This window comes from Bradyrhizobium sp. U87765 SZCCT0048, from assembly GCF_018131225.1.
GTDB lineage: Bacteria > Pseudomonadota > Alphaproteobacteria > Rhizobiales > Xanthobacteraceae > Bradyrhizobium_A.
In genome coordinates this window covers 213,129-238,242 of sequence record NZ_JAFCMM010000001.1, presented here as the reverse complement: position 1 = coordinate 238,242, position 25,114 = coordinate 213,129, and the positions used below count along the sequence as shown (strand labels likewise).

Below are 25,114 nucleotides of genomic sequence, written 5' to 3'. Positions count from 1 at the left end.
AGTGTTTTCGAGCGAAGTGGGCACCGGTTCGCGTGAAGAAAACGCGTCAAAACAAAAAATAGAGCGTGTTCGCGATTCAAGTAAAAACGAGCGCGCTGTAGTCGCCGGACCGCCGTTCAGGCCGTTTGATCGTCATCCCTGGCGCAGCCGGGCCAGCACCTTGAGCCCGCCATAGCCGTCGGCGGGGGTGATCCCGGTCTTGATCTGGAAATCCTTGATCGCCTTCATGGTGTCGTTGCCGACACGGCCGTCGGTGCCGCTGGTGTCGAAGCCGAGGCGCGTGAGGCGAGTCTGCATCTCCTGCACCTCGGCGAGCGTCAACGCGCGCTCGGAACCCGGGAAGGGCTGGATGAACGGTCCCGCGCCGAGGATGCGGTCGCCGAGATGCACGATCGCGAGCGCGTAGTTCATCGACGGATTGTAGCTGCGCACCGCATAGAAGTTGGGGCCGAGCAGGAACGACGGGCCGCCGGGCACCGGCGTCCACAGTTGCGCCGAAGCATTCGGCTGCGGAAACGGCTGGCCGTCGGCGCGGCTCACGCCGGCCGCGGTCCAGGCTGCATAGCTGCGGCTGCCGCCGCCGCTCGCGCCGTCGGCCCGCACCTCATAGCCCCAGTGCTCGTTGCGATGATACTTGCCGCGGTTGACGAGATAGCGCGCGGTCGAGCCCAAGGCATCGTCGGGCGCACCGAACGGCGAGACACGGCCGTCGCCGTCATAGTCGAAGCCGACATTCAGCCAGACCTCCGGCATCCACTGGGTGTGGCCCATGGCGCCGGCCCAGGAGCCGCGCATTTCCTCCGGCGTGCTCCAGCCGCGCTGCACGATCTTCAGCGCGTTGATCAATTCGGTCTCCCAGTAGGCCTTGCGGCGCGGCTCGTTCCAGGCGAGCGCGGCGAGGGAGGGAAACACCGGGCGCATATGGTTCTGCTGCACCAGCGGATCGCCATAGGCGCTCTCGACGCCCCACAGCGCCAGCAGCGTGCCGCGCTCAACGCCGAAGTCGCGCTCGATGCGCGCGAACACCGCGCCGTGCTTACGCAGCGCTTCCTTGCCGGCGATGATGCGCCAGTCGGAGACGCGGCGGTTGATGTACTGCCAGGTCTGCTCGTTGAATTCCGGCTGGTTGCGCATCTGCGCGAACACGGTCATGTCCGGCGCGATGCGGCCCATGACGCGGCTGTAGGTCGCCTCCGTGATGCCGCGCGCCATCGCCTTGGCGCGGAAGGTGTCGCGCCACTGGTCGAAGCCAGGCGGTGCGGCGGCACCCGCCGGCGACAGGGCGTAGGCGGCAGCGCCGGCACTGATCCGGAGCAGGGTCCGCCGCGTCAACTGGCGAGAATCGATCAGGGTCATGACACGCAGTGTAGTGCGCTGCAGGGCGATCAGCCAAACGCTGTCGCGATTGCAAGATGGACCTGCGGCTATTCGCCGGCGCCTTCCGACGAGGCGCCCGGCCTCTGCGGTTCATCGGGCGCATGGACCATCGCGGGCGCGGCCACCGGTTCCGCGGGAACTTCGGTTCCGCGCGCACCCAGCAGCCGCTCATAGGCCGACACCAGCGTGATGTAGGGATTGACCCATAGCCAGCCGTCGCGCGTGAACACCTGCAAATCGAAGTGCAGGTGGCTGGTCGTGCCGCCGGGATAGTCCTGGTAGTTCGACACGAGCCCGATGGTCTCGCCCTCGCTGACACGGCGGCCATTGAGCAAGCCATCCGCATCCATGCGGGTCGGGTTCATGTGCATGTAACGCAGCCGCACATGGTCCCGCGCGGTGTTGGCGAGAACGAATGCCGCCTGCTGGCCGCGGCCGCGCAGGATGACGCCATCGCGGCCGGCGACCACGGCGAAGCGGTTGGATTCGCAGCGGTCGGCGCCGTCGTTGCGCAGCGGACAGTCCGACGGACGGATGTCCTGGCCCTGGTGACCGTAGCCGCTGGCACACTGGCCAACCTCGAAGCTGCGGGACTCGCAGAAATTGTCCTGCCAGGGGTAGCTGTAGTTCTCCTTCGCCGACTCGTCGAACACCAGCGGCTTGTCGTTACGCTTGCAGCGATAGGCGCCGCCCTTCGCATGGGGCGTCGAGGTGCGGCCGGTGAAGTTGCAGTCGCCCCAGTTCAGGAATGACTGGGAGTTGGCGAAGGCCGGGGTGTCCTTGAGAGGAAAGCGGATCTGGGAATAGACCGTCGGGTCAGCGCGGCCGGTCTGGCCGTGGGCGCCGCTGTTGGCGATGATGTCGCCGACGGGCCGGTAGGTGAAGTCCGGCGATAGCGGGATCGGCCGGGCGGCCAGCGCGCTCTCGACGTCGCCGCGCCGCGGCTGCGGCCTTCCACCGTCGATCCGCAGCGCCTTCAGGAAGCGCTCGGCGACGATGGCAGCTTCGCGACAGGCCAGGCGGTTGCGCCGCGGCACGCTGTCGAGACACAGGATCGAAACGACATACGGGATGCCGAAACGGGTGAATGCATAGCGCAGGTAACCTTCCCGGATCGTGCGCCGCAGGTCCGGATACTGGCCAGCCAGTGCCTTGACCGGCTCTCCCTTGCCGGCAAGCGGATCGTCGATCCGGTAGACGAGGGCCGAGCCGGTGATGTGAATCTCGACGGGGCGGGCGTAGGTCCGCTCCGCCATCTCGCCGGCGGCTGACGGGGCGAGCGAGAACACCGCGTCGTAGCCGGCCGGACCGGCGTCGAACATCTCGGCCTGGAACCCGTTCTGGTAATGGGACGGCAGCAGGCTGGCGGGCAGGCCGCCAACACGATCGCCGGCGTAGTCCGCCGCATCGAATGGCAACAGGACCGGAACCGCGCTGCGGCTGATGCCGGGGAAGAAGGGCGCGGTCATGCCGTTGAGCTGTGCCAGCGCCGGCCAGTGCCGGAGATCGCTTGTGGCGTGACGCGAGGAGAGAGAGAATGTCAGCGCACCAGAGGCTTCTGGGCGGCTGTTAAACTCGGCTCTGAGCTGATCATAGGCCCCGCGCCACTCGGCCTGGAGCGAGGAGATCGCCGGGGTGCGGAACGTATCCGCCATCGCCCTGGACATGCTGCCCAGGAGGGAAATCGCGAAGGTGAGTGCGACGGCAAAAGCAATGCGCTTGATGCCGGACATCGCACCGGGGGCCGCCGCCGATCTCGCTCGCGTGCTGCCCCCGGTCAATTCGCCTCCCGCCGGCTGTGGCCTTGCGACCTTTAGTCCTTGGCGCGTTCGACGTAGGAGCCGTCTTCGGTCATCACCACGATGCGGGTGCCGACGCCGACATGCGGCGGCACGGCTGTGCGCACGCCGTTGGACAGCACGGCCGGCTTGTAGGACGACGACGCGGTCTGGCCCTTGGTCACCGGCTCGGTATCGACGACCTCGAACGTCGCGCGCTGGGGCAGGGTGATGGCCACCGCATTGCCCTCGTGGATCGAGAGCTTGACGGTCAGGTTTTCCTGCAGGTACGGCGCGGCATTGCCAACGGTGTCCTTGCCGACCATGAGCTGGTCGTAGGTCTCGTTGTTCATGAAGTGGAAGCCGTCGGCGTCCTCGTAGAGGAAGTTGAAGTCACGGTCCTCGATGGTGGCGCGCTCGACCTGGTCGGTGGTCTTGAACCGCTCGGAGACCTTTACGCCGTCGCTGATCCGGCGCATTTCGATCTGGCTGACCGGGGTTCCCTTGCCGGGGTGGATGTTCTCGGCGGTCAGAACGACATATAGCTTGCCATCCATATCGATGACATTGCCCTTGCGAATAGAACTAGCGATGACTCTCACGGATCAGTTTCCTAGCGTTCGGGACGGAAGCCGGGCCGGGACCGGACGTCCGGCGGCGGGCGGAACAGTTTCGGGCCGCAACATACTGATTTATGACCCGGATGCCAGCTTTTTGCGCCAGATTCGGGCAACGCGTCCATGATCGGGGCCGGACAGACCACGGCCTGGTGGGCGCCGTCCCGCCATGCCGACCGCCGGGCATTTCTGCTGGCGCGGACCGGAATCGTCCGTGCCCTGCGCCACTGGTTCGAGGCGGAAGGGTTCCTGGAGGTCGAAACCGGCGTCCTGCAGGTCTCCCCGGGCAACGAAACCCATCTCCATGCCCCATCAGCGCGCCTGACATTGCCCTCTGGGGAGCACTTGACCCGCTATTTGCGGACATCGCCCGAATTCGCCTGCAAGAAGCTGCTGGCGGCCGGTGAGGAGCGGATCGTGGAATTCGCCCGCGTGTTCCGCGACCGTGAGCGCGGCGACCTGCATCTGCCCGAATTCACCATGCTGGAGTGGTACCGCACGGGGGCACCGCTCGACGCCATCATCGCCGACTGCGTCGCGGTGATCGCGGAGGCGGCGCGGGCGGCCGGCACCCGCCAGTTCACGTTTCGCGGCCGGTTGATCGACCCGTTCGCCGCGCCGGAGATGCTGTCGGTCGGCGATGCTTTCCAGCGCCTCGCCGGCATCGACCTGCTGGCGACGGTGATCGACGGCCAGCCGGATCGCGCCGCCCTGGCGCTGGCCGCCGAGGGACGGGTGCGCATCGATGCCAACGACACCTGGTCGGACATCTTCAGCAAGGTGCTGGTGAGCCATGTCGAGCCGACGCTTGGGCAGGGGCGGCTGACCGTCCTTCATGACTATCCGGCGCCGGAGGCCGCGCTGGCACGCGTCAAGGCGTCGGACCCGCGGGTTGCCGAGCGGTTTGAGATCTACGCCTGCGGTGTCGAATTGGCGAACGGCTTTGCCGAGCTGACCAATGCGCATGAGCAGCGCCTGCGCTTCAACGAGGCGATGGATGAGAAGGAGCGGCGCTATGGCGAACGCTATCCGCTCGACGAGGATTTCCTCGCCGCGGTGGCGCAGATGCCGTCGGCCAGCGGCGTCGCGCTGGGGCTCGATCGTCTGGTGATGCTGGCGGCCGGCGCGGTGCGTATTGACCAGGTGGTGTGGACCCCGCCGGAGGCGCACGCGTGACCTCCGTTCTGCGAACCCAGCCATCGGCGACGATGCGCAGCGCCGACGATCTCATCGCTCATGGTCTGGCGCAGGCCGCGGCGCGCACGGAGCTCGACGCGGTGGCGGCACGCTATGCGGTCGCAGTGACGCCGGCGATCGCCGCACTGATCGACACAGCCGATCCGCACGATCCGATCGCGCGGCAGTACATTCCATCGCCCGACGAACTGGTAACGCAGCCGGGCGAGGATCCCGATCCGATCGGCGATCACGCGCACGCGCCGGTGCCGGGAATCGTGCACCGCTATCCTGATCGCGTGCTGCTCAAGCTCGTGCATGTCTGCGCCGTCTATTGCCGCTTCTGCTTCCGCCGCGAGATGGTCGGTCCGGGCAAGGATACCGCGCTGTCGCAGGACGCCTACCGCGGCGCGCTCGACTACATCCGCAGCCACCCGGAGGTCTGGGAGGTGATCCTGACCGGCGGCGACCCGCTGATGCTGTCGCCGCGCCGGCTGCAGGAGGTGATCAACGATCTCGCAGGCATCGACCATGTCCGGATCGTGCGCCTGCACACCCGCGTGCCGGTCGCCGATCCCGACCGGATCAGCGACGATCTTGTGCGCGCGCTGCGCGCCGACGGCATCACGGTGTGGGTGGCGGTACATGCCAATCATCCCCGCGAGTTCAGCGCGGCCGCGCGCGCGGCGTGTGCGCGGCTCGCCGACGCCGGCATCCCGCTGGTCAGCCAGTCGGTGCTGCTGCGCGGTGTCAACGACAATCCGGACACGCTGGCGGCGCTGATGCGCACTTTCGTCGAGAACCGCATCAAGCCGTATTATCTGCATCACGGCGATCTCGCCCCGGGCACGGCGCATCTGCGCACCACCATCGCGGAAGGGCAGGTGCTGATGCGGGCGTTGCGCGGCCATGTGTCCGGCCTGTGCCAGCCGGAGTATGTGCTGGACATTCCCGGCGGCCACGGCAAGGCGCCGGTCGGGCCGGTCTATCTGTCTCAGGACGAGGACGACAGGTCACGCTACCGCGTGGTCGACTATTGTGGCGACGTGCACAGCTATGTCTCCGATTGAGACTGGTGACCGTCCCGTGATGCATGAGGCGGCGTCGTCCGACGACGGGCGGATGCGTACCACGGAGAACGTCGTGCTGCTCTTCGTGTTCGCGCTGCTCGTCGTGGCCGGCATCTGGTTGTTGAATGCGATGGCCGATGTCCGCAAGGCGCAGGATTGCGCCGTGCAGGGACGCCGCAACTGTGAAGCGGTGATGACGCGGTAGGTGCTGGCGATTTCGGGATGCCGGTGGCGTGTTCCGTCATGGCCCATGTCACGAGGTCGTGTGCACGACAAAGCTCGCGGGATTTCGTTGTTCTGCGAGTTCCTTACGACTCGCGTTTCAAGGAATCTGATCTAGATTAGGCAGAGAAGGCCCAAGATGATGTCGGGAGGTTCAACATGTCGCGGCTGATGGCAACGGTTCTCATTCTTTCGATCGCCTCCGGCGGCAGTGCTGCGCTTGCGCAGGGCAGCATGGGCAGCGGCAATTCGGCGCAATCGGGCGGCCTGCCGCAGGCGCCGGTCGGACACCGCCAGCCAACCAAGGCGGCCATCGACAGCGCCGAGTCCAAGGACAAGCGTGGACTGCTCGGCGCGGATGCCGACGACAAGGCGCTCGATCGCAAGATCAAGAACATCTGCCGCGGCTGCTGAGCTGCAGCATCGGGCCCGCGCGTCAAGCGCCGCCACGTACCGTCAGGTGCTGCGGGCGGCGAGCGCCATGCTGATCAGCGAGACGCCGCCGAACAGCATGTTGAGGCCGACCAGCAGACCAAGCGCCCAGGTCGCCGATCCCGGCAGTCCGGTGACGATCAGCGCCGACACGACGATGTCGGCTACACCGGCTGCAACCAGCCAGCCCCAGCGCCGCGATAGCTGTTTGCGATGGTCGAGGGCGTACATGACGGTGGCAACCCCCTCCATCACGAAGTAGACGCCGACCACGATGGTCAGGGACAGTGTGCCCTGCACGGGCCACAGCAGCAGCACGGCGCCGGCGCCGATGGCGAGGATCGCCGATAGCAGCGACCAGACGAAACCCGGAAGCTGCCGCGCCGAGAACGTCAGCACCAGTTGAACGATGCCGCTGATGATGAACAGCCAGCCGAGCAGGAGCGTGACCGCAAGGCTGGCGAGTGGCGGCACCACGATGGCCGCGAGGCCAAGCACCACGAGCACGATTCCTTCGATCAGGAAGGCCTTCCAGTGCGCCTGGATCGCCGCGGTCACGCGCGACTGCAGCTTTTCGATGTCGTCGGGAAGGGTCATCGCGGTGCTCCGTCACGGGTGTCGATCAGCGTGAGGGAAAGCTTAGCCCGCACATCATGACAGTGACAACACGCCGCCGGCGCGCTGGTTCCAGCACGCCGGCCGACGTTGCTGATATCAGCCGTCGATGATGGCGACCGCCCGCGTCCAGCCGGCGGACGCGCGCTCGATCTTGACGGGGAAGCACGACACCGTGAAGCCGGTCGACGGCAATTGCTCGAGATTGTGCAGCTTCTCGATATGGCAGTAGCCGATGTGACGGCCGGCCTTGTGGCCTTCCCAGATCAGGCCGGCATCCTTCGTCTCCGCGTATCGCTTCGCGGTGAATACGAATGGCGCATCCCAGCTCCAGCCGTCGATGCCGGTGAGTCGCACGCCGCGCTCGAGCAGGTACATGGTGGCGTCATAGCCCATGCCGCAGCCCGAATTGACGTAATCCGGCTGGCCGTATTTGACGCCCGCGCTGGTATTGACGACGACGATCTCCAGCGGCTGCAGCGTGTGACCGATGCGCTTCAGCTCGGCCTCGACATCGGCAGCGGTCGCGACATAGCCATCCGGGAAATGGCGGAAATCGAGCTTCACACCGGGCTGCAGGCACCACTCCAGCGGCACCTCGTCGATGGTCCAGGATCGCTCGCCACGGTTCATGGTGGGATGGAAGTGCCAGGGCGCGTCGAGATGCGTGCCGTTGTGCGTGGACAGGCTGACCTGCTCCACGGCCCAGCCCTGGCCATCCGGCAGATCCTGCGCCTTCAGGCCATCGAAGAACTGCAGCATGCGCGGCAGTCCCTGCTGGTGATCGATGTACTGGATGGTCGGATGGTTGCCTGGCGGATCCGCCGGGACGTCGTTCTGCAAGGGAACGGAAATGTCGATCAGTCGTCGTGCCATGAGGGTTTTCTCCGGGTGTCGCGGGCGGACAGTGACGCCGGTCAGGCGTCCTGCCGCTCCACCTTGTTCTTGAGGATGCCGATCTTCTCGATTTCCAGCTCGATGGTGTCGCCGTGCTCGAGGAACCAGCCGAGTTCGAGACCGCAGCCATTGCCAACGGTCCCCGAACCGATGAACTCGCCGGGCATCAGCGTCTCGTCCTTGCTGATATGCTCGATGATTTCCTCGAACGAGAACAACATGCCCTCGCTGACGCCTTTCGAGCGGGTCTCGCCGTTGACACGCGCTTCCATGCGCAGCCTGTAGGGATCGCCGATCTCGTCGGGCGTGACGATCCACGGGCCGATGACATTGCCGCCATCGAAGCTCTTGCCCTTGGCTGGACCGAGGCGGCCCTCCATCTCGATGCGCTGGGCGTCGCGGGCGGAGAAGTCGTTGAAGATGGTGAAGCCGAAGATGTGGTCGCGCGCTTTCGCGGCCGGAATGTTGGCGCCCTTGCCCTTGGTGATGAGGCCGAGCTCGAGTTCATAGTCCATGATGCGGCTGTAGCGCGGCCACTTCACCGTGGTGTTGGTGCCGCGCACGCTGAAGCGGTTGGTGATGTAGAAAATCGGCTGCTTGCGATAGACGTCCGGCAGTTCGCGCAGGGGCTCCGCCTCGATGCGCTTCAGCTCCTCCATGTCGCCACGGGCGCGGGCGGCGAGCTTGCGCTGGCCGAGCGGCGCCTGGAGGATGTGAAGAGGAAACGACATGCCGTCGCGCATTTGCCGCGGCTCGGGAACGGGGGCGAGCAGCTCGGCGCCGGCGACGGGCAATGAAAGATCATCGTCGCCGCCGTGGCGGGACAGCAGCGCCTGTGCGGTGTCGAGCGCAGCCGGACCGGCATCGATCAGGGCGAGCATCGACTGGAAGGCTGGATCGGGCTTGCCCGCACGGGTCGCCGCAGCGGCGAGGTCGAACAGGCGGCTGTCATGGTCGTGGACGAGGCCGACACGGTCGGTTCCCCCGACACGGTATGTCGCAAGCTTCATGGACGTCTCCTCTTGTTCTTTCAAAAAATATATGATCAAAAATAATATCGATAAACAAGAGGCGATGATCAAAATCGCCGGGACGATCAGGAGGACACCATGGGGAAACGTCTCGCAGCGCTTGCGCTGCTGGCTGGATGGGCGCTCGCCGCCGCCAACGCTGACCACGCGGCGGCGCAGGGCAAAATCGTGATCGGCTGCACGGCGACATCCGACTGCGCGTCGGCGATGGTCGCGGCCGACGAGGGGATCTTCAGGAAGCACGGCCTCGACGCCGAGATGCTGCTGATCGGCCTCAACTCCAACATTCCCGCGGCCGTGCTGTCGAACTCGATCCAGATCGGCGGCCCGACCTCGACGGTGTTCCTGCAGTCGGTCGATGGCGGCCTCGATCTCGTCGCGGTGGCCGGCGCCTCGGCGATGACCAAGGTCTCCAACGACGCCATCGCGGCCTTCGTGCGCAATGGTGTCGAAATCAAACAACCGAAGGACTTCGTCGGCAAGAAGGTCGGCGCTCCCGGGCTGGGCGCCTTCCTGCACGTCCTGTTCCGCAAATGGCTGATGGAAAAGGGCGTCGATCCCAAGAGCGTCAACTTCGTCGAGGTCACATTTCCGACCATGAACGACGTGCTGAAATCCGGCACCGTCGACGCGGTGCTGACCGCCGAGCCGTTTGTCGCCCGCATGACCGCGGCCGGTACCGGCTATGTCGGCGCGCGCTATGGCGCCGAACTTGGCCGCACCGAGCCGATCATCTTCTATGCGGCGTCGCGCGACTGGGCGGAGAAGAATCCGGAAGCGATCCGCAAATTTCGCGCGGCCATCGCCGAGGCGGCCGCGATCGTCAACACCGATCGCGACAAGGCGAGCGCGGCCATCGCGAAGTTCACCAAGCAGCAGATCGATCTCGTCAAATCGACGACGCCGAACCATTCCGAGCCCGAGCTCAAGCCGGAACAGCTGGCATGGTGGATCGACGTCATGCAGCAGCAGAACATGCTGCAGTCGAAGCTCGACCTCAACAAGCTGATCCTCAAATGAGAGAGGAAGGCGGCCATGGCTGTGGCGCGCGTGTCCGCAGGTGATGTTTCCGATACGCTCAGCGAGCGGGCCGCCGGCCTCGTCCAGCGCGACATCCTGACCGGACACTTCGCGCCCGGCGCACGGCTCGGCATCGTCGAACTGGCGCAGCGCTATGACATTGGTGCAACGCCGGTGCGCGAGGGGCTGTCACGGCTGGTGTCGCGCGGCCTGATCGTCGCCATCGGTCAGCGCGGCTTTCGTGTCGCCGACGTCAGCCGCGAGGATCTCGCCGACATCACCCGCATCCGCACCGTCATCGAGAGGGAGGCGCTGCGGCTGGCGATGGAGAAGGGCGGGGATGCGTGGGAGGCCGGCATCGTCTCGGCGCTGCATCAGCTGCGCCGCCATGTCGAGCGCAGCGGCGCGCATTTCAGCGAAGGCGCCGAGGATTTCGACGCCGTGCACAAGGGCTTCCACACCGCGATCCTGTCGGCCTGCGATTCGCCGCGGCTGCTTGCGGCACATGCCGATCTCTACGACCAGGCCTATCGCTACCGCCGCGTCATGATGCGCGGCTTCGACGATGGCGAACACTTCGTCGACGTCCACCAGACACTCGCCGAGCGGGTGATGGCGCGGGATGCGGACGCCGCCTGCACCATGCTCGCCCGACATCTCCAGTCCACCCTGAACTTCGTCTATCCACCGGGAGACGTGCAGCCGTGACGATCCGGACCAGTTCCAGACCCAGGCCGGAGGCCGCCGACGCGCCGCGCGCGGCAACGCGCCAGCCCATGATCACCTTTGATGGCGTCACCATCGAGCTTGGCGGCCGGCCAATCATCCGGGACCTCAGCCTTGCCGTCGAGCCCGGCGAGTTCGTGTGCATCATCGGCGCTTCCGGCTGCGGCAAGACCACGGCGCTGCGGCTGGCGGGCGGGCTCTATCCACCGACGCAGGGCGCCGTACGTATCGCCGGCGAGCCGATGAGCGGCCCGCGCCGCGACGTCGCCATCGTGTTCCAGGACTATGGCAAGGCGCTGCTGCCCTGGCGCACCGCCACCGGCAACGTCTCGCTGGCGCTGGAGGCGGCAGGCATCGCCGCAGCCGAGCGGCCCGCGCGCATTGCGACCTTGCTCGCCAGGGTCGGCCTGCCGGAGCATGGCGCGAAGTATCCCTCCGAAATGTCCGGGGGCATGCAGCAACGGCTGCAGATCGCGCGCTGCCTCGCGCAGGAGCCGGTCGTGCTGCTGATGGACGAACCGTTCGGCGCGCTCGACGCCATGACGCGGCAGGGCCTGCAGGACGAGGTGCTGGCGCTGGTGGCAGCGAGCGGCGCAACGGTGATCTTCGTGACCCACGACCTCGAGGAGGCGATCTATCTCGGCGACCGCGTGATCGGCCTGCTGCCGCATCCCGGGCGGATCGGCATCGACGTCAAGGTCGATCTGCCGCGGCCACGCGACCAGCTCGCCACCCGCGAGCTGCCGGAATTCCTGCGGCTGCGGCGCGAGCTGTTCGATTTCATTAAGGCGTCGGAAGGCAAGCCGTGATCGCCGACCGCCTCAAACCTCTGCTTCTGCCGGTCGCCATCATCGTCGCGCTGGAAGCCGCCGCACGCGCCGTCCACCTGCAGAGCGACTCGCTCGCGGCACCGAGCCAGATCGCGCTGGCGTTCGTCGAAAGCGTCTGCGACGGATCACTGCTGACCTGGACGCGCGACACCCTGATTGCGACCTTCGCAGGCCTTGCGATCGGCGCATCGATCGGGTTGCTGCTGGGCCTGATCCTCGGCCTGTGGCCGCTGCTGGACCGCAGCCTCGAGGTCACCATCGAGAGCATCCGGCCGATTCCGTCGGTGGCGCTGCTGCCGATCGGCCTGATCGCGCTCGGCTTCGGCTATCGCATGGAAATCGCGATCGTCGCCTTCGCCAGCATCTGGCCGCTGCTGATCCTGGCGCGCGGCGCGGTGCGTGGCGTCGAGCCGCGCCTTCTCGAGGTGGCGCGTGCACTCAGGCTCGGTCCAGTGGCACAGGTCACCAAGATCGTCATTCCGGCGGCGCTGCCGCGGATCTTCGTCGCCTTCCGCCTCGCCGCGGGCGTTGCGCTGATCGTCGCGGTGACCGTCGAGATCACGGCCAACCCGCTTGGGCTCGGCGCGGCGATCATGACCGCGCAGCAGGCGTTGCGGCCGGACCTGATGCTGGCGCTGCTGGTCTGGATCGGGCTTGTCGGGTTCGCCCTGAATGCCGCGCTGGTGCAGGCGCAGCGCCGCCTGTTCGGGCTCGCTGCGGCGGTGGAGGGGACGCCATGACCCGCGCGACGACCCGCACGTCGGCGTGGGCATGGCGCGCCGTCAGCTTTGCCGTCGCGGCGGGCGTCGTCGTGTTGTGGCAGACCATCGCCGACCTGCGGCTGGTGTCGCCGGTGTTCCTGCCGGGGCCGGACCGCGCCTTCGCGTCGCTGGTGCGCGGCTTTTCGACCGGCGATCTCTTCGACAAGCTGCTGGGCACGCTGCAGCACATGGCGGTCGGCTGGCTGCTGGCGTCGTTCATCGGCATCGCGCTCGGTGCGTTGATCGGCTCGTCGAGGGCGATGCGAGTCTATGTCGCGCCGACGCTCGAAGTGTTGCGGCCACTGCCGGTCTCAGCGGTCATTCCGGTTGCGATCGCGCTGTTCGGGCTGACCCAGGGCATGGCGCTGGCGGTGATTGCGTTCGGCTCGCTGTGGCCGCTGCTGCTCGCCACCGTGCACGGCTTTGCCGCCGTCGAGCCGCGTCTCTACGAGGTGGCGCGGGCGCTGCACATGTCGCGCCTCGCGGTGATCGCCAAGATCGCGCTGCCGTCCGCAAGCCCTGACATTCTCGCCGGCATGCGCCTCAGCCTGACGGTCGCGCTGATCCTGTCGGTCGTCTGCGAGATGCTGGCAGGGCTCGACGGCCTTGGCCACTGGGTGCTGCTGTCGGCGCGGGCGTTCCGCTCGGCTGACCTGTTCGCCGGGGTGATCCTGCTCGGCGCCGTCGGCTATGTCACCGCGCTTGCCATGGCCGTGGCCGAGCGACGGATTCTGGCGTGGCGGAGCAGGGGATATTGACGGGAGCGCTTGCGGCCACCGCGAAACGTCATTATAGGTGGCGCCACGCTGCGCCGCGAGAGTCGGACATCGGGAGCGAAGGCTCCTAAACGGCTGATTTGATTGCGGTTTTCAGCGTGAACGACGCGGCGTGCAAACGCCCGACGGGATCGCGGCAGGCCTGCGGCCCGGATGAGCCGGCGTTCGGCTCCCTTCGTCTATCGGTTAGGACGCCACCCTTTCACGGTGGAGAGAGCGGTTCGATTCCGCTAGGGAGCGCCATTCCACGTTCAGTCGCGCTTGCCCGCGACGTCCTGTGCCCCCATCCATTCGCCTGTCCGGACGGCCAGTGATCGGTTCTGATCACCTGCACCATCGTCTCATGCGGCGATTTGTGGTCGGGATATCGCGCGCGCTCCTGGCGTTCCGCGTCAGGCAGGGATGCCGTTCGGGTAACTCCGTCGTGGCTGGTGGTGATGATCGCACAGACGCTCTGCTTCGCGGGCACACTTCAGCCGAGGGCCAGCGGAGCGCCGACAACTCGAACGCGTGCGCTCCTCGGGCATCGCTTCGATGATGGTCAATGCGGCGCTCCCGGCGCAGCGCGCATAGCGGCCTCGACAGCGGTTGCAAGGCTCCCGAACAGCGACGGTGCACGCCGCAGCGCCGTTCTGACGAACGGAACGAGCGATTTCGGAGCCATAGTTTCGGCGCGTTGTCCGTGCTACTCGGCCAGACCGCTGTTCCTGACGTTGCCGATCCATCCGATGCGCCGCCTGCTGCCTCTCCCTGTCATGCTTCTGCTCGCCGGATGCGGCGGCGCGACGTCGTTGCCGGGCGGCCTGTCGATCATTCCGACGACAACACAGCCGCCGGCCGCGCCCGTGAGCTCGGCAGTCGCGCCGGATCTGTCCAGTGTCGACGTCATCAGGATGGTCAAGGACAAGGCTGATGAGCTGAAGCTGCTGGCGCCGCTGCTGGTCAGCGCGCCCGACGCTTCGCCGTCGATCAATATCGAGCCGTGGATGATCTGCCTGAAGAGCGGCGCAGCGGAGCAGGCGCGCCGGCTCTATGTCCTGCTGTTCCAGGACGGCAAGCTCAAGACTGCACGTTCCGCGGCCATCCTCGACAAGTGCGAGGAACGGTCATTTGCGCCGCTGAACGTGGCCGCACTGACCCCGCCGGCGAAGGCGCCTGCGAAAGCCCGGGGGCATCGCCGGCGCGACCGGAACTAGAAACCGCCTGGCACCTCCGACGCTGCAACATTCCGTCCGCGATCGTCTCGGTCAGCGGGCGCTGAACGGCACGTTGGCGCGGGCACGGAACGTCCAGATCTGCACGTTGCCACCGATGCCGCCGAGCTCCGCACCGGCAAGGACCGCCGCGCCATTGGCGAACTTCGCGGCAAGGCCGCCTTCGACACGCGCCGACCAGCCGTCGAGGAGAGGCGTCGACGCCAGCGGCGGCGCGCCGGCCGCTGCGACGATCGCCGCGGCATCATCCTTGGTGAAGTAATAGTCGGCATAGACGCCGGCGAACGGCGCGAGCATCACGGTGTCGGTCCACGTGAACGGGTAGGCGACCTTGACGCCGCTCGACGCGCGGCCGGTGGCGAAGTTGCGGCTGTCCTGCAGCGTGCCGAGCGTATCGGTGTAGGCGTTCTCGTGCTCCCAAAGGGCGTAGACCTTCACGGAGGGTTCGATGTCCAATCCCCAGGCCTTATACGATCCGACCAGACCACCTGACACCAGCCAGCGGCTGCCGTTGAAATTGCCCTGCGCCGTTCCGGCGGTGCCGTTGTAGCCGATACCGGAATAGGCGGTTGCGGCATCGAAACGAATGGTCGGCGAGAGCTTCCAGCCCATATACGCGCCGACGGTCCAGCCATCGCCTTTCAGCTTGCCGTTGAACTCCTGCGACGTGTAGTCGAACGTCTCGTAGCCGCCGAGCGCACCGATAATGAGGTTCGGTGCAACCCGGTGCGTGAGCCCCATCAGCGCGTTGACCTGCGCGCCGTAGAGCAGCGCCTGGCCGCTGTTCATGGTCGTACCCCAGCGGTCGATGCCGGAGCCGCGCACGTCCGCCCACAGGATCCAGTCTTTTGAATCCGTCGTGACGCGAGGCGGCGCTTTCGTTGAAGGAGCTGCACGGTCGATCGCGGCGAACGCGCTGTCATTAGGCTTGCGCTTGCCATCATAGCCGAGTGCGCCGGGTCCATTGGCTTTATTGCCGTCGAGGGCAAACGTGCCATTCCAGCGATCGCTGACGATCTTTTCGCCGTTCATCCCTTCGGTTTGATCAGGATCGGCAGAGAAGTTGAAACGCATGCCCATGCCGCCAGGGGTGAGGAAGCTCCCGGGGCCGTCGCTGAAGCCTTCGGAGATCGCGGTGTCGATCGCGCCCGAGATCGCCTGGCCCGAGTTCTGCGCGACGATCTTGGTGACGCTCACCTGCAGCGCACGCAGCTTGAGACTGTCGGCAGGAATGTTGACTGTCTGCAAGAGGGCCTGCGAAACGCTGGCGGTGTAGTTGCCGTTTCCACCGTAGCTCGCCGTGATGCTGTGCGAACCGACGGTCAGGGTGGCGGTGGTAAAGGTGGCGACACCGCCCGCCAAGACGCCACTCCCGATCGGGGCGTCGCCGTCCTTGAACGTTACAGTTCCCGTCGGCGTTCCGCCGCCCGATGCCGTCACCGTCGCCGTGAAGGTGACCGGCTGGTGCGCAGAGCTCGGATTGAGCGAGGATGTGACGGCTGTCGAGCTGACGGCGGTGGTGATCGCGCCGGTAACCGTCTGAGTGGCGCTCTGCTGGGTGGGACTGTTGTCCACGACCTTGATGGTGTAGCTGAAGTTGCCTCCGCTGCTCGGCGTACCCGAGACGAGGCCCGTCGTGGTGTTCAGCGACGTGCCCGGCGGCAGTGCCCCCGATAGAAGCGAATAGGTGAATGGACTGGTTCCGCCACCGGCGACATTGGTCTGGGCGTAAGGTTGGCCGACCTGGGTCGTAGACGACGGCGTCGACGTCAGGGTGAGGACATTAACATAGGTGTATGTGCCGGATCCGGTGCCGCCCGGCGCTGTCACCGTCACGCTGACGGCTCCGACCGCTCCGGCCGGGGCTATGGCGGTGATCTGGGTGGCGCTATTGACCGTATAGCTCGACGCGTTATTGGTGCCGAACTTGACTCCAGAGGCGCCGCTCGTACCCGTGAAATTGGTGCCGGTGATCACAACCGAAGTTCCGCCACCAGCCGGTCCGCTGTTCGGGCTGAGCGACGCAATGGTCGGCGCAGCGGCATAGGTGTACTGGTCGGCCGCGCTTGTTGCGCTGGTCGCTACCGAGTTGGTGACGGTGATGTCGACGGTGCCGGTTCCCGCGGGCGCCGTTGCGGTGATCTGGGTGGCGCTGTTGACGGTGAAGCCGCTGGCGTTGCTGGCGCCGAATTTCACGGCCGTCGCGCCACTGAATCCAGTTCCTATAATGACCACCGAGGTGCCACCGGCAAGCGGACCCGCGGTCGGCGAAATCGATGTGACGGCTGGCGGTGCGATGTAGGTGTACTGGTCAGCCGCTGTCGTGGCGCTGGTGCCCCCTGTTGTGGTCACGGTTACATCCACCGTGCCTGTACCGGCTGGTGCGGTGGCCGTGATCTGGGTGGCGGTGTTGACGGTGAAGCTGCTGGCGTTGCTCGCTCCGAATTTTACGGCGGTCGCACCCGTGAAGTTCGTGCCGGTGATCGTCACGATCGTGCCACCACTGGTGACCCCGGCGGTCGGGCTGATGCCGGTCACGGTCGGCGCGGGAACGTAGGTGAACTGGTCAGCGGCGCTGGTCGCGCTCGTGCCGCCGGCCGTCGTCACGCGGATGTCAACGGTGCCGGTTCCGGCTGGAGACGTGGCTGTGATCGAGGTCGCACTGACCACTGTAAAACCTGTGGCAACTGTCGCGCCAAATGTCACTGCGGTCGCATTGTTGAAGTTCGCGCCAGTGATCGTGACCGTCGTGCCGCCCGTGGACGGACCGATGGTCGGACTGATGGACGAGACGGTCGGCGCCGCAACATAGGTGAATTGGTCGGCCGCGCCGATCGCGCTGGTCCCGCCGACCGTGGTCACGGTGACATCAATCGTGCCCGTTCCAGCTGGCGAGGTCGCCGTGATCTGGGTCGCGCTGTTCACCGTGAAACCGCTCGCATTGGTGGCACCGAATTTGACGGCCGTGGCACCGGACAGGCCTGTGCCCGTGATGACGACCGTGGTGCCGCCGCCGGTCGGACCTGCCGTGGGGGACACCGCGGTGACCGTCGGTGCCGCGACATAAGTGTATTGATCGCCTGCGCCCGTCGCGCTGGTGCCGCCTGGAGTTGTGACAGTGATATCGACGGTGCCGGTGCCGGCGGGGGCGGTTGCCGTGATCGAGGTTGCGCTGACGAAGGAGAAGCCCGTCGCATTGGTCGCGCCGAACTTGACGGCCGTCACTCCGGTGAAGTTGGTGCCGGTGATGGTCACCGTCGTGCCGCCCGCGGTCGGCCCGCTGGTCGGACTGATCGTTGTGACGGTCGGTGCCGGAATGTAGGTGAACTGGTCAGCGGCGCTGATCGCGCTGGTGCCGCCGAGCGTCGTGACACGGATGTCTACGGTGCCGCTCCCCGCAGGGGCGGTGGCCGAGATCTGCGTCGCGTTGACAACGGAGAATCCTGCGGCAGCGGTTCCGCCGAATGCGACTGCGCTCGCACCGGTGAAGTTCGTGCCGGTGATCGTCACGGTCGTTCCGCCGCTGCCCGGACCGCTGGTCGGGTTGACGGAAGAGACGGTCGGCGCTGCAACATAGGTGTATTGATCAGCGGCGCCGGTCGCACTGGTGCCGCCTGACGTGGTCACCGTGACATCAACCGTGCCCGTTCCAGCCGGCGAGGTCGCCGTGATCTGGGTCGCGCTGTTCACCGTGAAACCGCTCGCATTGGTGGCACCGAATTTGACGGCCGTGGCACCGGACAGGCCTGTGCCCGTGATGACGACCGTGGTGCCGCCGCCGGTCGGACCTGCCGTGGGGGACACCGCCGTGACCGTCGGTGCCGCGACATAAGTGTATTGATCGCCTGCGCCCGTCGCGCTGGTGCCGCCTGGAGTTGTGACGGTGATATCGACGGTGCCGGTGCCGGCGGGGGCGGTTGCCGTGATCGAAGTTGCGCTGACGAACGAGAAGCCCGTCGCATTGGTCGCGCCGAACTTGACGGCCGTCACTCCGGTGAAGTTGGTGCCGGTGATGGTCAGCGTCGTGCCACCCGCGGTCGGCCCGCTGGTCGGACTGATCGTTGTGACGGTCGGCGCCGGAATATAGGTGAACTGGTCAGCGGCGCTGATCGCGCTGGTGCCGCCGAGCGTCGTCACACGGATGTCTACGGTACCGCTTCCCGCTGGAGACGTGGCTGTGATCGAGGTCGCGCTGACAACGGTGAAACCGGCGGCTGCGGTTCCGCCAAATGTCACTGCAGTCGCGCCGCTGAAATTCGTGCCAGTGATCGTGACGGTCGTTCCGCCGCTGGCAGGACCGCTGGTCGGGCTGATGGACGTAACCGTTGGCGCCAGAACATAGGTGTACTGATCGCTTGCGCCTGTCGCACTGGTGCCGCCTGTCGTGGTCACCGTGACATCGACCGTCCCCGTTCCGGCCGGCGCGACTGCGGTGATCTGGGTCGCGCTGTTGACGACATAGCTGGTGGCATTGGTGGTGCCGAACTTGACTCCCGCGGCACCGGTCGCCCCTGTCAGATTGGTGCCGGTAATCACCACCGAGGTGCCGCCGGTGGCCGGGCCCGCCGTGGGGGACACCGCGGTGACCGTCGGTGCCGCGACATAAGTGTATTGATCGCCTGCGCCCGTCGCGCTGGTGCCGCCTGGGGTAGTGACGATGATATCGACGGTGCCGGTGCCGGCCGGGGCGGTGGCCGTGATCGAGGTTGCGCTGACGAAGGAGAAGCTCGTCGCATTCGTCGCGCCGAACGTGACGGCCGTCACTCCGGTAAAGTTGGTGCCGGTGATGGTCACTGTCGTGCCGCCCGCGGTCGGCCCGCTGGTCGGACTGATCGTTGTGACGGTCGGTGCCGGAATGTATGTGAACTGGTCAGCGGCGCTGATCGCGCTGGTGCCGCCGAGCGTCGTGACACGGATGTCTACGGTGCCGCTCCCCGCAGGGGCGGTGGCCGTGATCTGCGTCGCGTTGACAACGGAGAATCCTGCGGCAGCGGTTCCGCCGAATGCGACTGCGCTCGCACCGGTGAAGTTCGTGCCGGTGATCGTCACGGTCGTTCCGCCGCTGCCCGGACCGCTGGTCGGGTTGACGGACGAGACGGTCGGTGCCGCAACATAGGTGTACTGATCCGCGCCGCTGATCGCACTGGTGCCGCCTGACGTGGTCACCGTGACATCGACCGTCCCCGTTCCGGCCGGTGCGATCGCCGTGATCTGGGTTGCGCTGTTGACCACATAGCTCGTGGCATTGGTGGTGCCGAACTTGACGCCCGCGGCACCGGTCGCCCCGGTCAAGTTAGTGCCAGTGATGACCACCGATGTGCCACCGGCGGCCGGGCCAGTCGTAGGGGACAGCGACGTCACGGTCGGAGGAAGCGCTGTGACCGTCAGCGCGGTCGGAGTGGTCGCTGTGGAGCCCGCCAAACCAGGGGACGTGCTCGAAACCGCTCCGCTCGTGTAGCTGTAGTTGCCGGGCACCGTCGACGAGACCGTCAACGTCACCGTACAGGACGCACTGTTCCCGAGTGTCGCACCGGACAGGGAGAGACCGCTTCCCGCGCTATAGGAAGCCGTACCGCCGCTACAGGTGGTTGCGGGACTTGATCCGGTAAGATTGGCGGGAAGGGTCGCAGCAGCCACCGCAACGCCGTTCAGGCTGAGCGAGGCATTGGGATTGCTGATGGTGAGCGTCAGTGTCGATGTGCCCGATGTCGTGATCGACGTCGGGCTGAAAGCGGCAGCGATCGACGGCGGCGTGCCGGGAGAGAGATTGTGGACAGTGATCGGAAACGGCGTGCTCGCCGTGATGCCGTCAGGCGACGAGTAGAGCGTTAGCGTATCGGTCGTCGTCGAACCCAGCGATTTGATCGTGATCGTATAAAAGCCGAAGTTGGTCGTGCCGTTGCCAGACCCTGCATCCACCTCGGGTGCGATCGTGTAGATCGTTCCGTTGGCGCTGTTCGCCGCAGTGGTATCGCCGGGGACCGCGAAGCTGAAGTTTTGCGGGTTCCCCATCGGATAGGAATTCTGCGGCACGTTCGGCGCGTTGGTCGTGAACAGCCCGGTATTCAGGATGTTGGCGGCGCAGGTATCGGTATGAAGCGTGACGGAATCGCCGACCTTGCCGGTCGCGAATGTCACGGAGTTGTCGCAGGCCGCCTCGGCGATGCTCGGAGCAAAGGCGACGGCAGCGACGATCAACGATGATCGAATGGCCAGGCCGGGTCCGGTGCCACAACGCAAGATCGCGCGCCCCAGGGAAAGGGAGAGCACGGCGACGACATCAACAATTGAACGACAGATCGCTTGAAGTGACAGGCCGTATCCCTGCAATCGCTTGCTTGAGATCGCGTCGGCCGATGTTCGCAGGCGGCTCAAAAACATCATCGAAACCCGAATATTTTGGAGGCCATTTTCGCTGCGACGCAGCACATCAGGCCGTTCGAAATACGTAGAAACATTCATTCCCGGCGCGCTAAAACCCGCGCCGCACTCGGCGTACTAAATCGACGCCGTACCGATCGCCGCTCGTCCGACAAATGGACGAACGCAAAACTGGCGATCCAGAATTCTCAAATCATCTTGGTTACATCATTGGATTTTCGGCGCGACTGCAAGAGCGGACGACACGCGATGTCGTTCATCGCTATAGCCGCGAGCTTCTTCGCTGCGCTGTGTTGCGGACGCGCAACATACGAACGGTCAGAAATGAGAAAGAGACGAGGGCCGAAGGTCGTCATTGCGCCAGATTGATTGCAAAGCGCTTGACCTGTGCGGAATGACATCCTAAAATGATGCGGTATTTTTTTACGCACCTTACTCAGTCGTCTTTCTTTACATCATTTAACCGTCAAGAGGCTGCTTATGCCGGCCACTCCCTTTGTTGGTCAAATTATGCCCGCGGGCTTCGGAATCATTCCGAAGGGGTGGGTCCTGTGCAATGGTGCGCTGCTCGCCATTTCGGCAAATCAAGCGTTGTTTTCGCTGATAGGCACGACCTATGGCGGAGACGGCATCCGAACCTTCGCATTGCCGGACCTGCGTGGCCGCGCGGTTCTGGGCTGCAATTTCAACAACGTTCCCTGGGGACTGGTGAGCGGTACGGAAAACGTAACGCTCAACGTTCAGCAATTGCCGTCGCACAATCACATGATTCAGGCGACGACCGTGACGGCATCCAGCAAATCGTCGACGCCGACATCGAACATCTTCGGCGTGACGACGACCGGCAATCCGGTCACAGCCATTTTCACGACCGCCGGCAGCCAGGAAGTCCCGCTTTCTGTGTCGACCAACGTGGTCAATGACGGCGGCAATCTTGCGCATAACAATATGCAGCCGTTCCTGGTGATCAATTACCTCATCGCGACGCAGGGCATTTTCCCGTCGCGCCCGTGACGCGGACAGCACTCGCGGATGAAATATTCGCGGTGGCAAATCCAAATCCAAAGATTGCCTTTTCGACATCGCGGAGCGCGCGCCCTTTTCGGCGGTTCTTCCTGAAGCATCAGGCTGATCGCTGCAAAGGGTTGCAAAGGGCTCCGCCGACCGCAGGAGCTGATTGTGTCTGACCAATATGTCGGCGAAATTCGCCTGTTTGGGTTTCCACGTATTCCGGATGGCTGGCTTGCCTGCAACGGTCAGTCGTTATCGATCGCGAATTATAACGTGCTCTACGCGCTGATCGGCACCACCTATGGCGGCGACGGCGTTCAGACCTTCAATGTTCCGGATCTGCGTGGGCGCGTGCCGATATCGCAGGGGACAGGCCCCGGTGGTCTTTCGCCGCGGGTGCTCGGACAGGTCGGCGGCCAAGAAACCCATACGCTGCTTGATCAGGAAATGCCGTCGCACAGTCACGGGCTGATGTCATCCACGACGGTTGCCACGTTCCAGACGCCCGGCCCGACCGTTCATCTGGCCACATCCAATTCATCTCTGCACAATCTCTATGCGCCGCAGGCCAGTGTCGCGGGCTACGACCTGATGGCGCCCTGCGTGGTGATCAATGGCAGCAGTATTCCCCACAACAACATGATGCCGACGCTGACGGCGAACTTCTGCATAGCCTATGTCGGCATCTATCCGAGCCAGGGCTGACGACGCTCGCCAAGACATCAACAGGAGATGAGATATGGCGGATTCTTATGTCGGCGAGATCCAGGCCTTCGCCTTTGGATTTTATCCGAACAACTGGCTGCCCTGTGACGGACGCCTGCTGGCAATTCATCAGTACACACCGCTCTACAGTTTGATCGGCACCTATTACGGCGGCAATGGCACCGTGAATTTTGCGCTGCCAAATCTCGTTGGTACGGTGGCGATGAGCCAGGGGCAGGGGCCCGCTCTCTCGATGCGAGTCATCGGCGAGCAGGTGGGGAGCAACACTGTAAATCTGATGATACAGGAGATGGCAGCGCACAGACATGGGCTGCAGCTGGCCAAGGCGGGGGCGAGCGGTGCCACTCCCGGCCCCACCGGAGCGTCGAATGTCGCGATGGATCCTTCCTTCAATGGGTTCCTGCCCTTGCCCGCGACCACGACATTCTCGCCCAATGCCATGACCCCGACCGGCGGTTCGCAAGCGCATCCCAACGATCAGCCGACGCTGGCGATGATCTATTGCATCTGCATCAACGGCGTCTATCCCTCCTTCACGTCGTGAGGCGATGACCTCAGCCGACCGTGACGTCGGTCCGGGCCCGATCGCCACAGCGGTCGGGCCGCTTGGTTCCGGGATCCGATTACGCCCGGTGTCCGCCGCGGACGACATCTTCGTCCGCGCGCTTTTTCATGCCGATCGCGCGCCGCAGTTTGCCGGCGTGCCCGAGCCGATGCTGACCATGCTGCTCGATCAACAGTTTCGCTCTCAGCAGCTCGGCTACCGCCAGGCGTTTCCTCGAGCCGAGCATCTCGTCATCGTCAGCGACGGCCAGTCCGTCGGTCGCGTCATCGTGGCGGTTGTCGGTGACGGCGAGCGGCGCGTCCTCCATTTTGTCGACATCGTCGTCGCCGAGACGATGCGAGGACACGGCATCGGCGCGGAGGTCATGACCAGCCTCGGCCGCTCCGCGCAGACGCTGGGAGCAACATCCATGACGCTTGCCGTGCTCAGCGCCAATACGCGCGCGCGCCGGCTCTACGAACGTCTCGGCTTCATTGCGACCGGCGACGACGGCGTCCGTACCGCAATGGTCAGGCCGTTGTCCTGACGCCGCGCGTCTAAAAACACAGGTTGGTGACGACGTTGCCGCGCTTGTCCTTGATGACGTAGGGGCACTCGGCGCGCTTGAGCGCGGCCTTGGCGTCGTCGTTGCCGAGCGCCGCCGCCTTTTCGAAATAGGCTTTCGCGGCGCCCTTGTCCTGCGGACCGCCGCGCCCGGCAAGCGTGAACGCGCCCATGCGCTCGAGCGCGCCGGCGTGGCCCTGCGCGGCAGCCTTCTCGAACAGGCCGCGGGCGGCGACGTCGTCCTGCGGGCCACCGAGCCCATCGGCCATCATCATGCCGAGCTGATACTGCGCCTCGGCGGAGTTGGCCTCCGCGGCCTTCGCCAGCATGGTGCGCGATCTGACGGGATCCGCAGGGGGACCGCCCGACTTCGACAGCGCCGCAAGATTGACGACGCCGCGCGGATTGCCCGCTTCGGCCGCGCGGGTGAACAAGCGGCGCGCCTGGTCCTCGTCCCTGGCCATGCCGTTGCCGGTCGCCTGCATCACGCCGAGTTCGACCATCGCCGATGAACTGCCGCGATCGGCGGCCTTGCGATAGGCGGCGATCGCTTCTGCACTCTGGCCGTTGGCGGCATAGGCGCGGCCGAGCTGGTAGAGCGCCCGCCGCGATCCGGCGGAGGCCGTGCGGCAGAACTTCAGGGCGGTGGCAATGTCTGCCGGCGCGACCTCGGCGACGCCCTTGACGTCTGCAGGCTTGTCCGGATCGGCTGGATCCGCGGCGAGGCGGTCACACAGCACGAGGTCGGCTGACTGGGCGATTGCGGTGGTGCCTTCAGCCATGACAAGCCCGGCAAGCAGCCCGATGCCGAAGACGGGCGCGATAGCGCGCACGCGAAGGGGTGATGTCATGGGTCCCGCAAACTCTGTGGATGGCCGGCGAGGCAAACTTAAGGGCAGGGCGGACGGGCAGCAAGGCCGCGGCCTGCGACGGCAGGCCCTGCGGCCGACACCGGGAAGTGATCGCATTCCGCCGGGTCGCCGCCTATAAGAGACGTCCAAGAACCGACGCGTTGGGAACGGGACAGGAATGGTGTTGCGACGACTGCTGATCGCGCTTGCGGTGGCCGGCATGGGTGTGGCGATGGCGACGGAGGCCTCGGCGGGCCACTGGCATCGCTACCGGCATGGGCCGTATTTCGGGCCGTGTCTCGGCTATGGCTGGGGATGTCCGTTCGGCTATGGCGGCCCCGGTGGCTGGGGCTACACCTACATTCCCTACGACTCGCAGTATGACGAAGGCGTTCCGCGCTGCTTCCGAGAACTGCGCGGGCGGGTACGCACCGCCCAAGGCTGGCGCGACCGTTACGCCACGGTTTGTCCGCGCACCATGCCGCAGTAGCACCG

23 protein-coding genes and 1 tRNA gene are annotated in these 25,114 nt (G+C 65.6%); 16 read left to right on the top strand and 8 right to left on the bottom strand.

The annotated features are described in order from the left end of the window. Positions 1-132 precede the first annotated feature (132 nt). The 3 genes from JQ639_RS01040 to efp all read right to left on the bottom strand — a co-directional run bounded on the left by JQ639_RS01040 (position 133) and on the right by efp (position 3,757). Complete coding sequence (locus tag JQ639_RS01040; protein ID WP_211970076.1) at positions 133-1,356, bottom strand: lytic murein transglycosylase; 1,224 nt, start codon at positions 1,354-1,356, stop codon at positions 133-135. 68 nt (positions 1,357-1,424) lie between these two features. Beyond that, complete coding sequence (locus JQ639_RS01035) at positions 1,425-3,044, bottom strand: M23 family peptidase (RefSeq protein ID WP_249123652.1); 1,620 nt, start codon at positions 3,042-3,044, stop codon at positions 1,425-1,427. A gap of 146 nt (positions 3,045-3,190) precedes the next feature. Continuing rightward, positions 3,191-3,757, bottom strand: a complete 567-nt coding sequence (gene efp / locus JQ639_RS01030) for an elongation factor P (RefSeq protein WP_211970074.1) — start codon at positions 3,755-3,757, stop codon at positions 3,191-3,193. A gap of 138 nt (positions 3,758-3,895) precedes the next feature. On the opposite strand from efp, the gene epmA reads away from it, so the two are divergent. The 4 genes from epmA to JQ639_RS01010 all read left to right on the top strand — a co-directional run bounded on the left by epmA (position 3,896) and on the right by JQ639_RS01010 (position 6,654). After that, the gene (gene epmA / locus JQ639_RS01025) at positions 3,896-4,948 is read left to right on the top strand and encodes an EF-P lysine aminoacylase EpmA (protein WP_211970073.1); all 1,053 of its coding nucleotides are present in this window, start codon (positions 3,896-3,898) and stop codon (positions 4,946-4,948) included. A 32-nt stretch (positions 4,949-4,980) separates the two neighbouring features. Further along, entirely contained in the window at positions 4,981-6,018 is a 1,038-nt protein-coding gene (locus JQ639_RS01020; RefSeq protein ID WP_211970166.1) for a lysine-2,3-aminomutase-like protein, read from the top strand. Positions 6,019-6,091: 73 nt separating this feature from the next. Then, positions 6,092-6,223: a hypothetical protein gene (locus JQ639_RS35470; protein WP_256443098.1), complete on the top strand. Its 132-nt coding sequence runs from the start codon at positions 6,092-6,094 to the stop codon at positions 6,221-6,223. A 176-nt stretch (positions 6,224-6,399) separates the two neighbouring features. After that, positions 6,400-6,654: a hypothetical protein gene (locus JQ639_RS01010; protein ID WP_249123627.1), complete on the top strand. Its 255-nt coding sequence runs from the start codon at positions 6,400-6,402 to the stop codon at positions 6,652-6,654. 42 nt (positions 6,655-6,696) lie between these two features. Here JQ639_RS01010 and JQ639_RS01005 read toward each other — a convergent pair whose 3' ends face one another. The 3 genes from JQ639_RS01005 to JQ639_RS00995 all read right to left on the bottom strand — a co-directional run bounded on the left by JQ639_RS01005 (position 6,697) and on the right by JQ639_RS00995 (position 9,194). Beyond that, on the bottom strand, positions 6,697-7,269 hold the full coding sequence (locus JQ639_RS01005) for an HdeD family acid-resistance protein (protein ID WP_211970072.1): 573 nt from the start codon (positions 7,267-7,269) through the stop codon (positions 6,697-6,699). Between the two features lie 117 nt (positions 7,270-7,386). Continuing rightward, positions 7,387-8,163 carry a cyclase family protein gene (locus JQ639_RS01000; RefSeq protein ID WP_211970071.1) on the bottom strand — a complete coding sequence of 259 codons (777 nt, stop codon included), beginning with the start codon at positions 8,161-8,163 and terminating at the stop codon, positions 7,387-7,389. A 41-nt stretch (positions 8,164-8,204) separates the two neighbouring features. Then, the gene (locus JQ639_RS00995) at positions 8,205-9,194 is read right to left on the bottom strand and encodes a fumarylacetoacetate hydrolase family protein (protein ID WP_211970070.1); all 990 of its coding nucleotides are present in this window, start codon (positions 9,192-9,194) and stop codon (positions 8,205-8,207) included. A gap of 99 nt (positions 9,195-9,293) precedes the next feature. On the opposite strand from JQ639_RS00995, the gene JQ639_RS00990 reads away from it, so the two are divergent. From JQ639_RS00990 to JQ639_RS00960, 7 genes are all read left to right on the top strand, one after another. Further along, a complete protein-coding gene (locus tag JQ639_RS00990; protein ID WP_211970069.1) occupies positions 9,294-10,235 on the top strand; it encodes an ABC transporter substrate-binding protein in 942 nt (313 codons plus the stop codon). A gap of 15 nt (positions 10,236-10,250) precedes the next feature. Next, the gene (locus JQ639_RS00985; RefSeq protein WP_211970068.1) at positions 10,251-10,943 is read left to right on the top strand and encodes a GntR family transcriptional regulator; all 693 of its coding nucleotides are present in this window, start codon (positions 10,251-10,253) and stop codon (positions 10,941-10,943) included. 68 nt (positions 10,944-11,011) lie between these two features. Further along, the gene (locus JQ639_RS00980; RefSeq protein WP_211970067.1) at positions 11,012-11,770 is read left to right on the top strand and encodes an ABC transporter ATP-binding protein; all 759 of its coding nucleotides are present in this window, start codon (positions 11,012-11,014) and stop codon (positions 11,768-11,770) included. After that, positions 11,767-12,531 carry an ABC transporter permease gene (locus JQ639_RS00975; protein WP_211970066.1) on the top strand — a complete coding sequence of 255 codons (765 nt, stop codon included), beginning with the start codon at positions 11,767-11,769 and terminating at the stop codon, positions 12,529-12,531. Before JQ639_RS00980 ends, JQ639_RS00975 begins: the two co-directional genes overlap by 4 nt. Beyond that, positions 12,528-13,310 carry an ABC transporter permease gene (locus tag JQ639_RS00970; RefSeq protein ID WP_211970065.1) on the top strand — a complete coding sequence of 261 codons (783 nt, stop codon included), beginning with the start codon at positions 12,528-12,530 and terminating at the stop codon, positions 13,308-13,310. The genes JQ639_RS00975 and JQ639_RS00970 overlap by 4 nt, the downstream gene beginning before the upstream one ends. 186 nt (positions 13,311-13,496) lie before the next feature. Further along, positions 13,497-13,571: transfer RNA gene (locus tag JQ639_RS00965), tRNA-Glu, on the top strand. Positions 13,572-13,765: 194 nt separating this feature from the next. Beyond that, on the top strand, positions 13,766-14,524 hold the full coding sequence (locus JQ639_RS00960) for a hypothetical protein (protein ID WP_211970064.1): 759 nt from the start codon (positions 13,766-13,768) through the stop codon (positions 14,522-14,524). 51 nt (positions 14,525-14,575) lie between these two features. Here JQ639_RS00960 and JQ639_RS00955 read toward each other — a convergent pair whose 3' ends face one another. Then, entirely contained in the window at positions 14,576-20,740 is a 6,165-nt protein-coding gene (locus JQ639_RS00955) for an IPT/TIG domain-containing protein (protein ID WP_249123626.1), read from the bottom strand. Between the two features lie 663 nt (positions 20,741-21,403). On the opposite strand from JQ639_RS00955, the gene JQ639_RS00950 reads away from it, so the two are divergent. From JQ639_RS00950 to JQ639_RS00935, 4 genes are all read left to right on the top strand, one after another. Next, a complete protein-coding gene (locus JQ639_RS00950) occupies positions 21,404-21,937 on the top strand; it encodes a phage tail protein (RefSeq protein WP_211970063.1) in 534 nt (177 codons plus the stop codon). Between the two features lie 165 nt (positions 21,938-22,102). Further along, positions 22,103-22,639: a phage tail protein gene (locus tag JQ639_RS00945; RefSeq protein WP_211970062.1), complete on the top strand. Its 537-nt coding sequence runs from the start codon at positions 22,103-22,105 to the stop codon at positions 22,637-22,639. Positions 22,640-22,673: 34 nt separating this feature from the next. Then, complete coding sequence (locus tag JQ639_RS00940) at positions 22,674-23,204, top strand: phage tail protein (protein ID WP_211970061.1); 531 nt, start codon at positions 22,674-22,676, stop codon at positions 23,202-23,204. A gap of 4 nt (positions 23,205-23,208) precedes the next feature. Continuing rightward, on the top strand, positions 23,209-23,751 hold the full coding sequence (locus tag JQ639_RS00935; protein WP_211970060.1) for a GNAT family N-acetyltransferase: 543 nt from the start codon (positions 23,209-23,211) through the stop codon (positions 23,749-23,751). Between the two features lie 10 nt (positions 23,752-23,761). On the opposite strand, the gene JQ639_RS00930 is transcribed toward JQ639_RS00935, so the two are convergent. After that, positions 23,762-24,619, bottom strand: a complete 858-nt coding sequence (locus JQ639_RS00930; RefSeq protein WP_211970059.1) for a tetratricopeptide repeat protein — start codon at positions 24,617-24,619, stop codon at positions 23,762-23,764. 178 nt (positions 24,620-24,797) lie between these two features. On the opposite strand from JQ639_RS00930, the gene JQ639_RS00925 reads away from it, so the two are divergent. Continuing rightward, positions 24,798-25,109: a hypothetical protein gene (locus JQ639_RS00925; RefSeq protein WP_211970058.1), complete on the top strand. Its 312-nt coding sequence runs from the start codon at positions 24,798-24,800 to the stop codon at positions 25,107-25,109. Positions 25,110-25,114 lie beyond the last annotated feature (5 nt).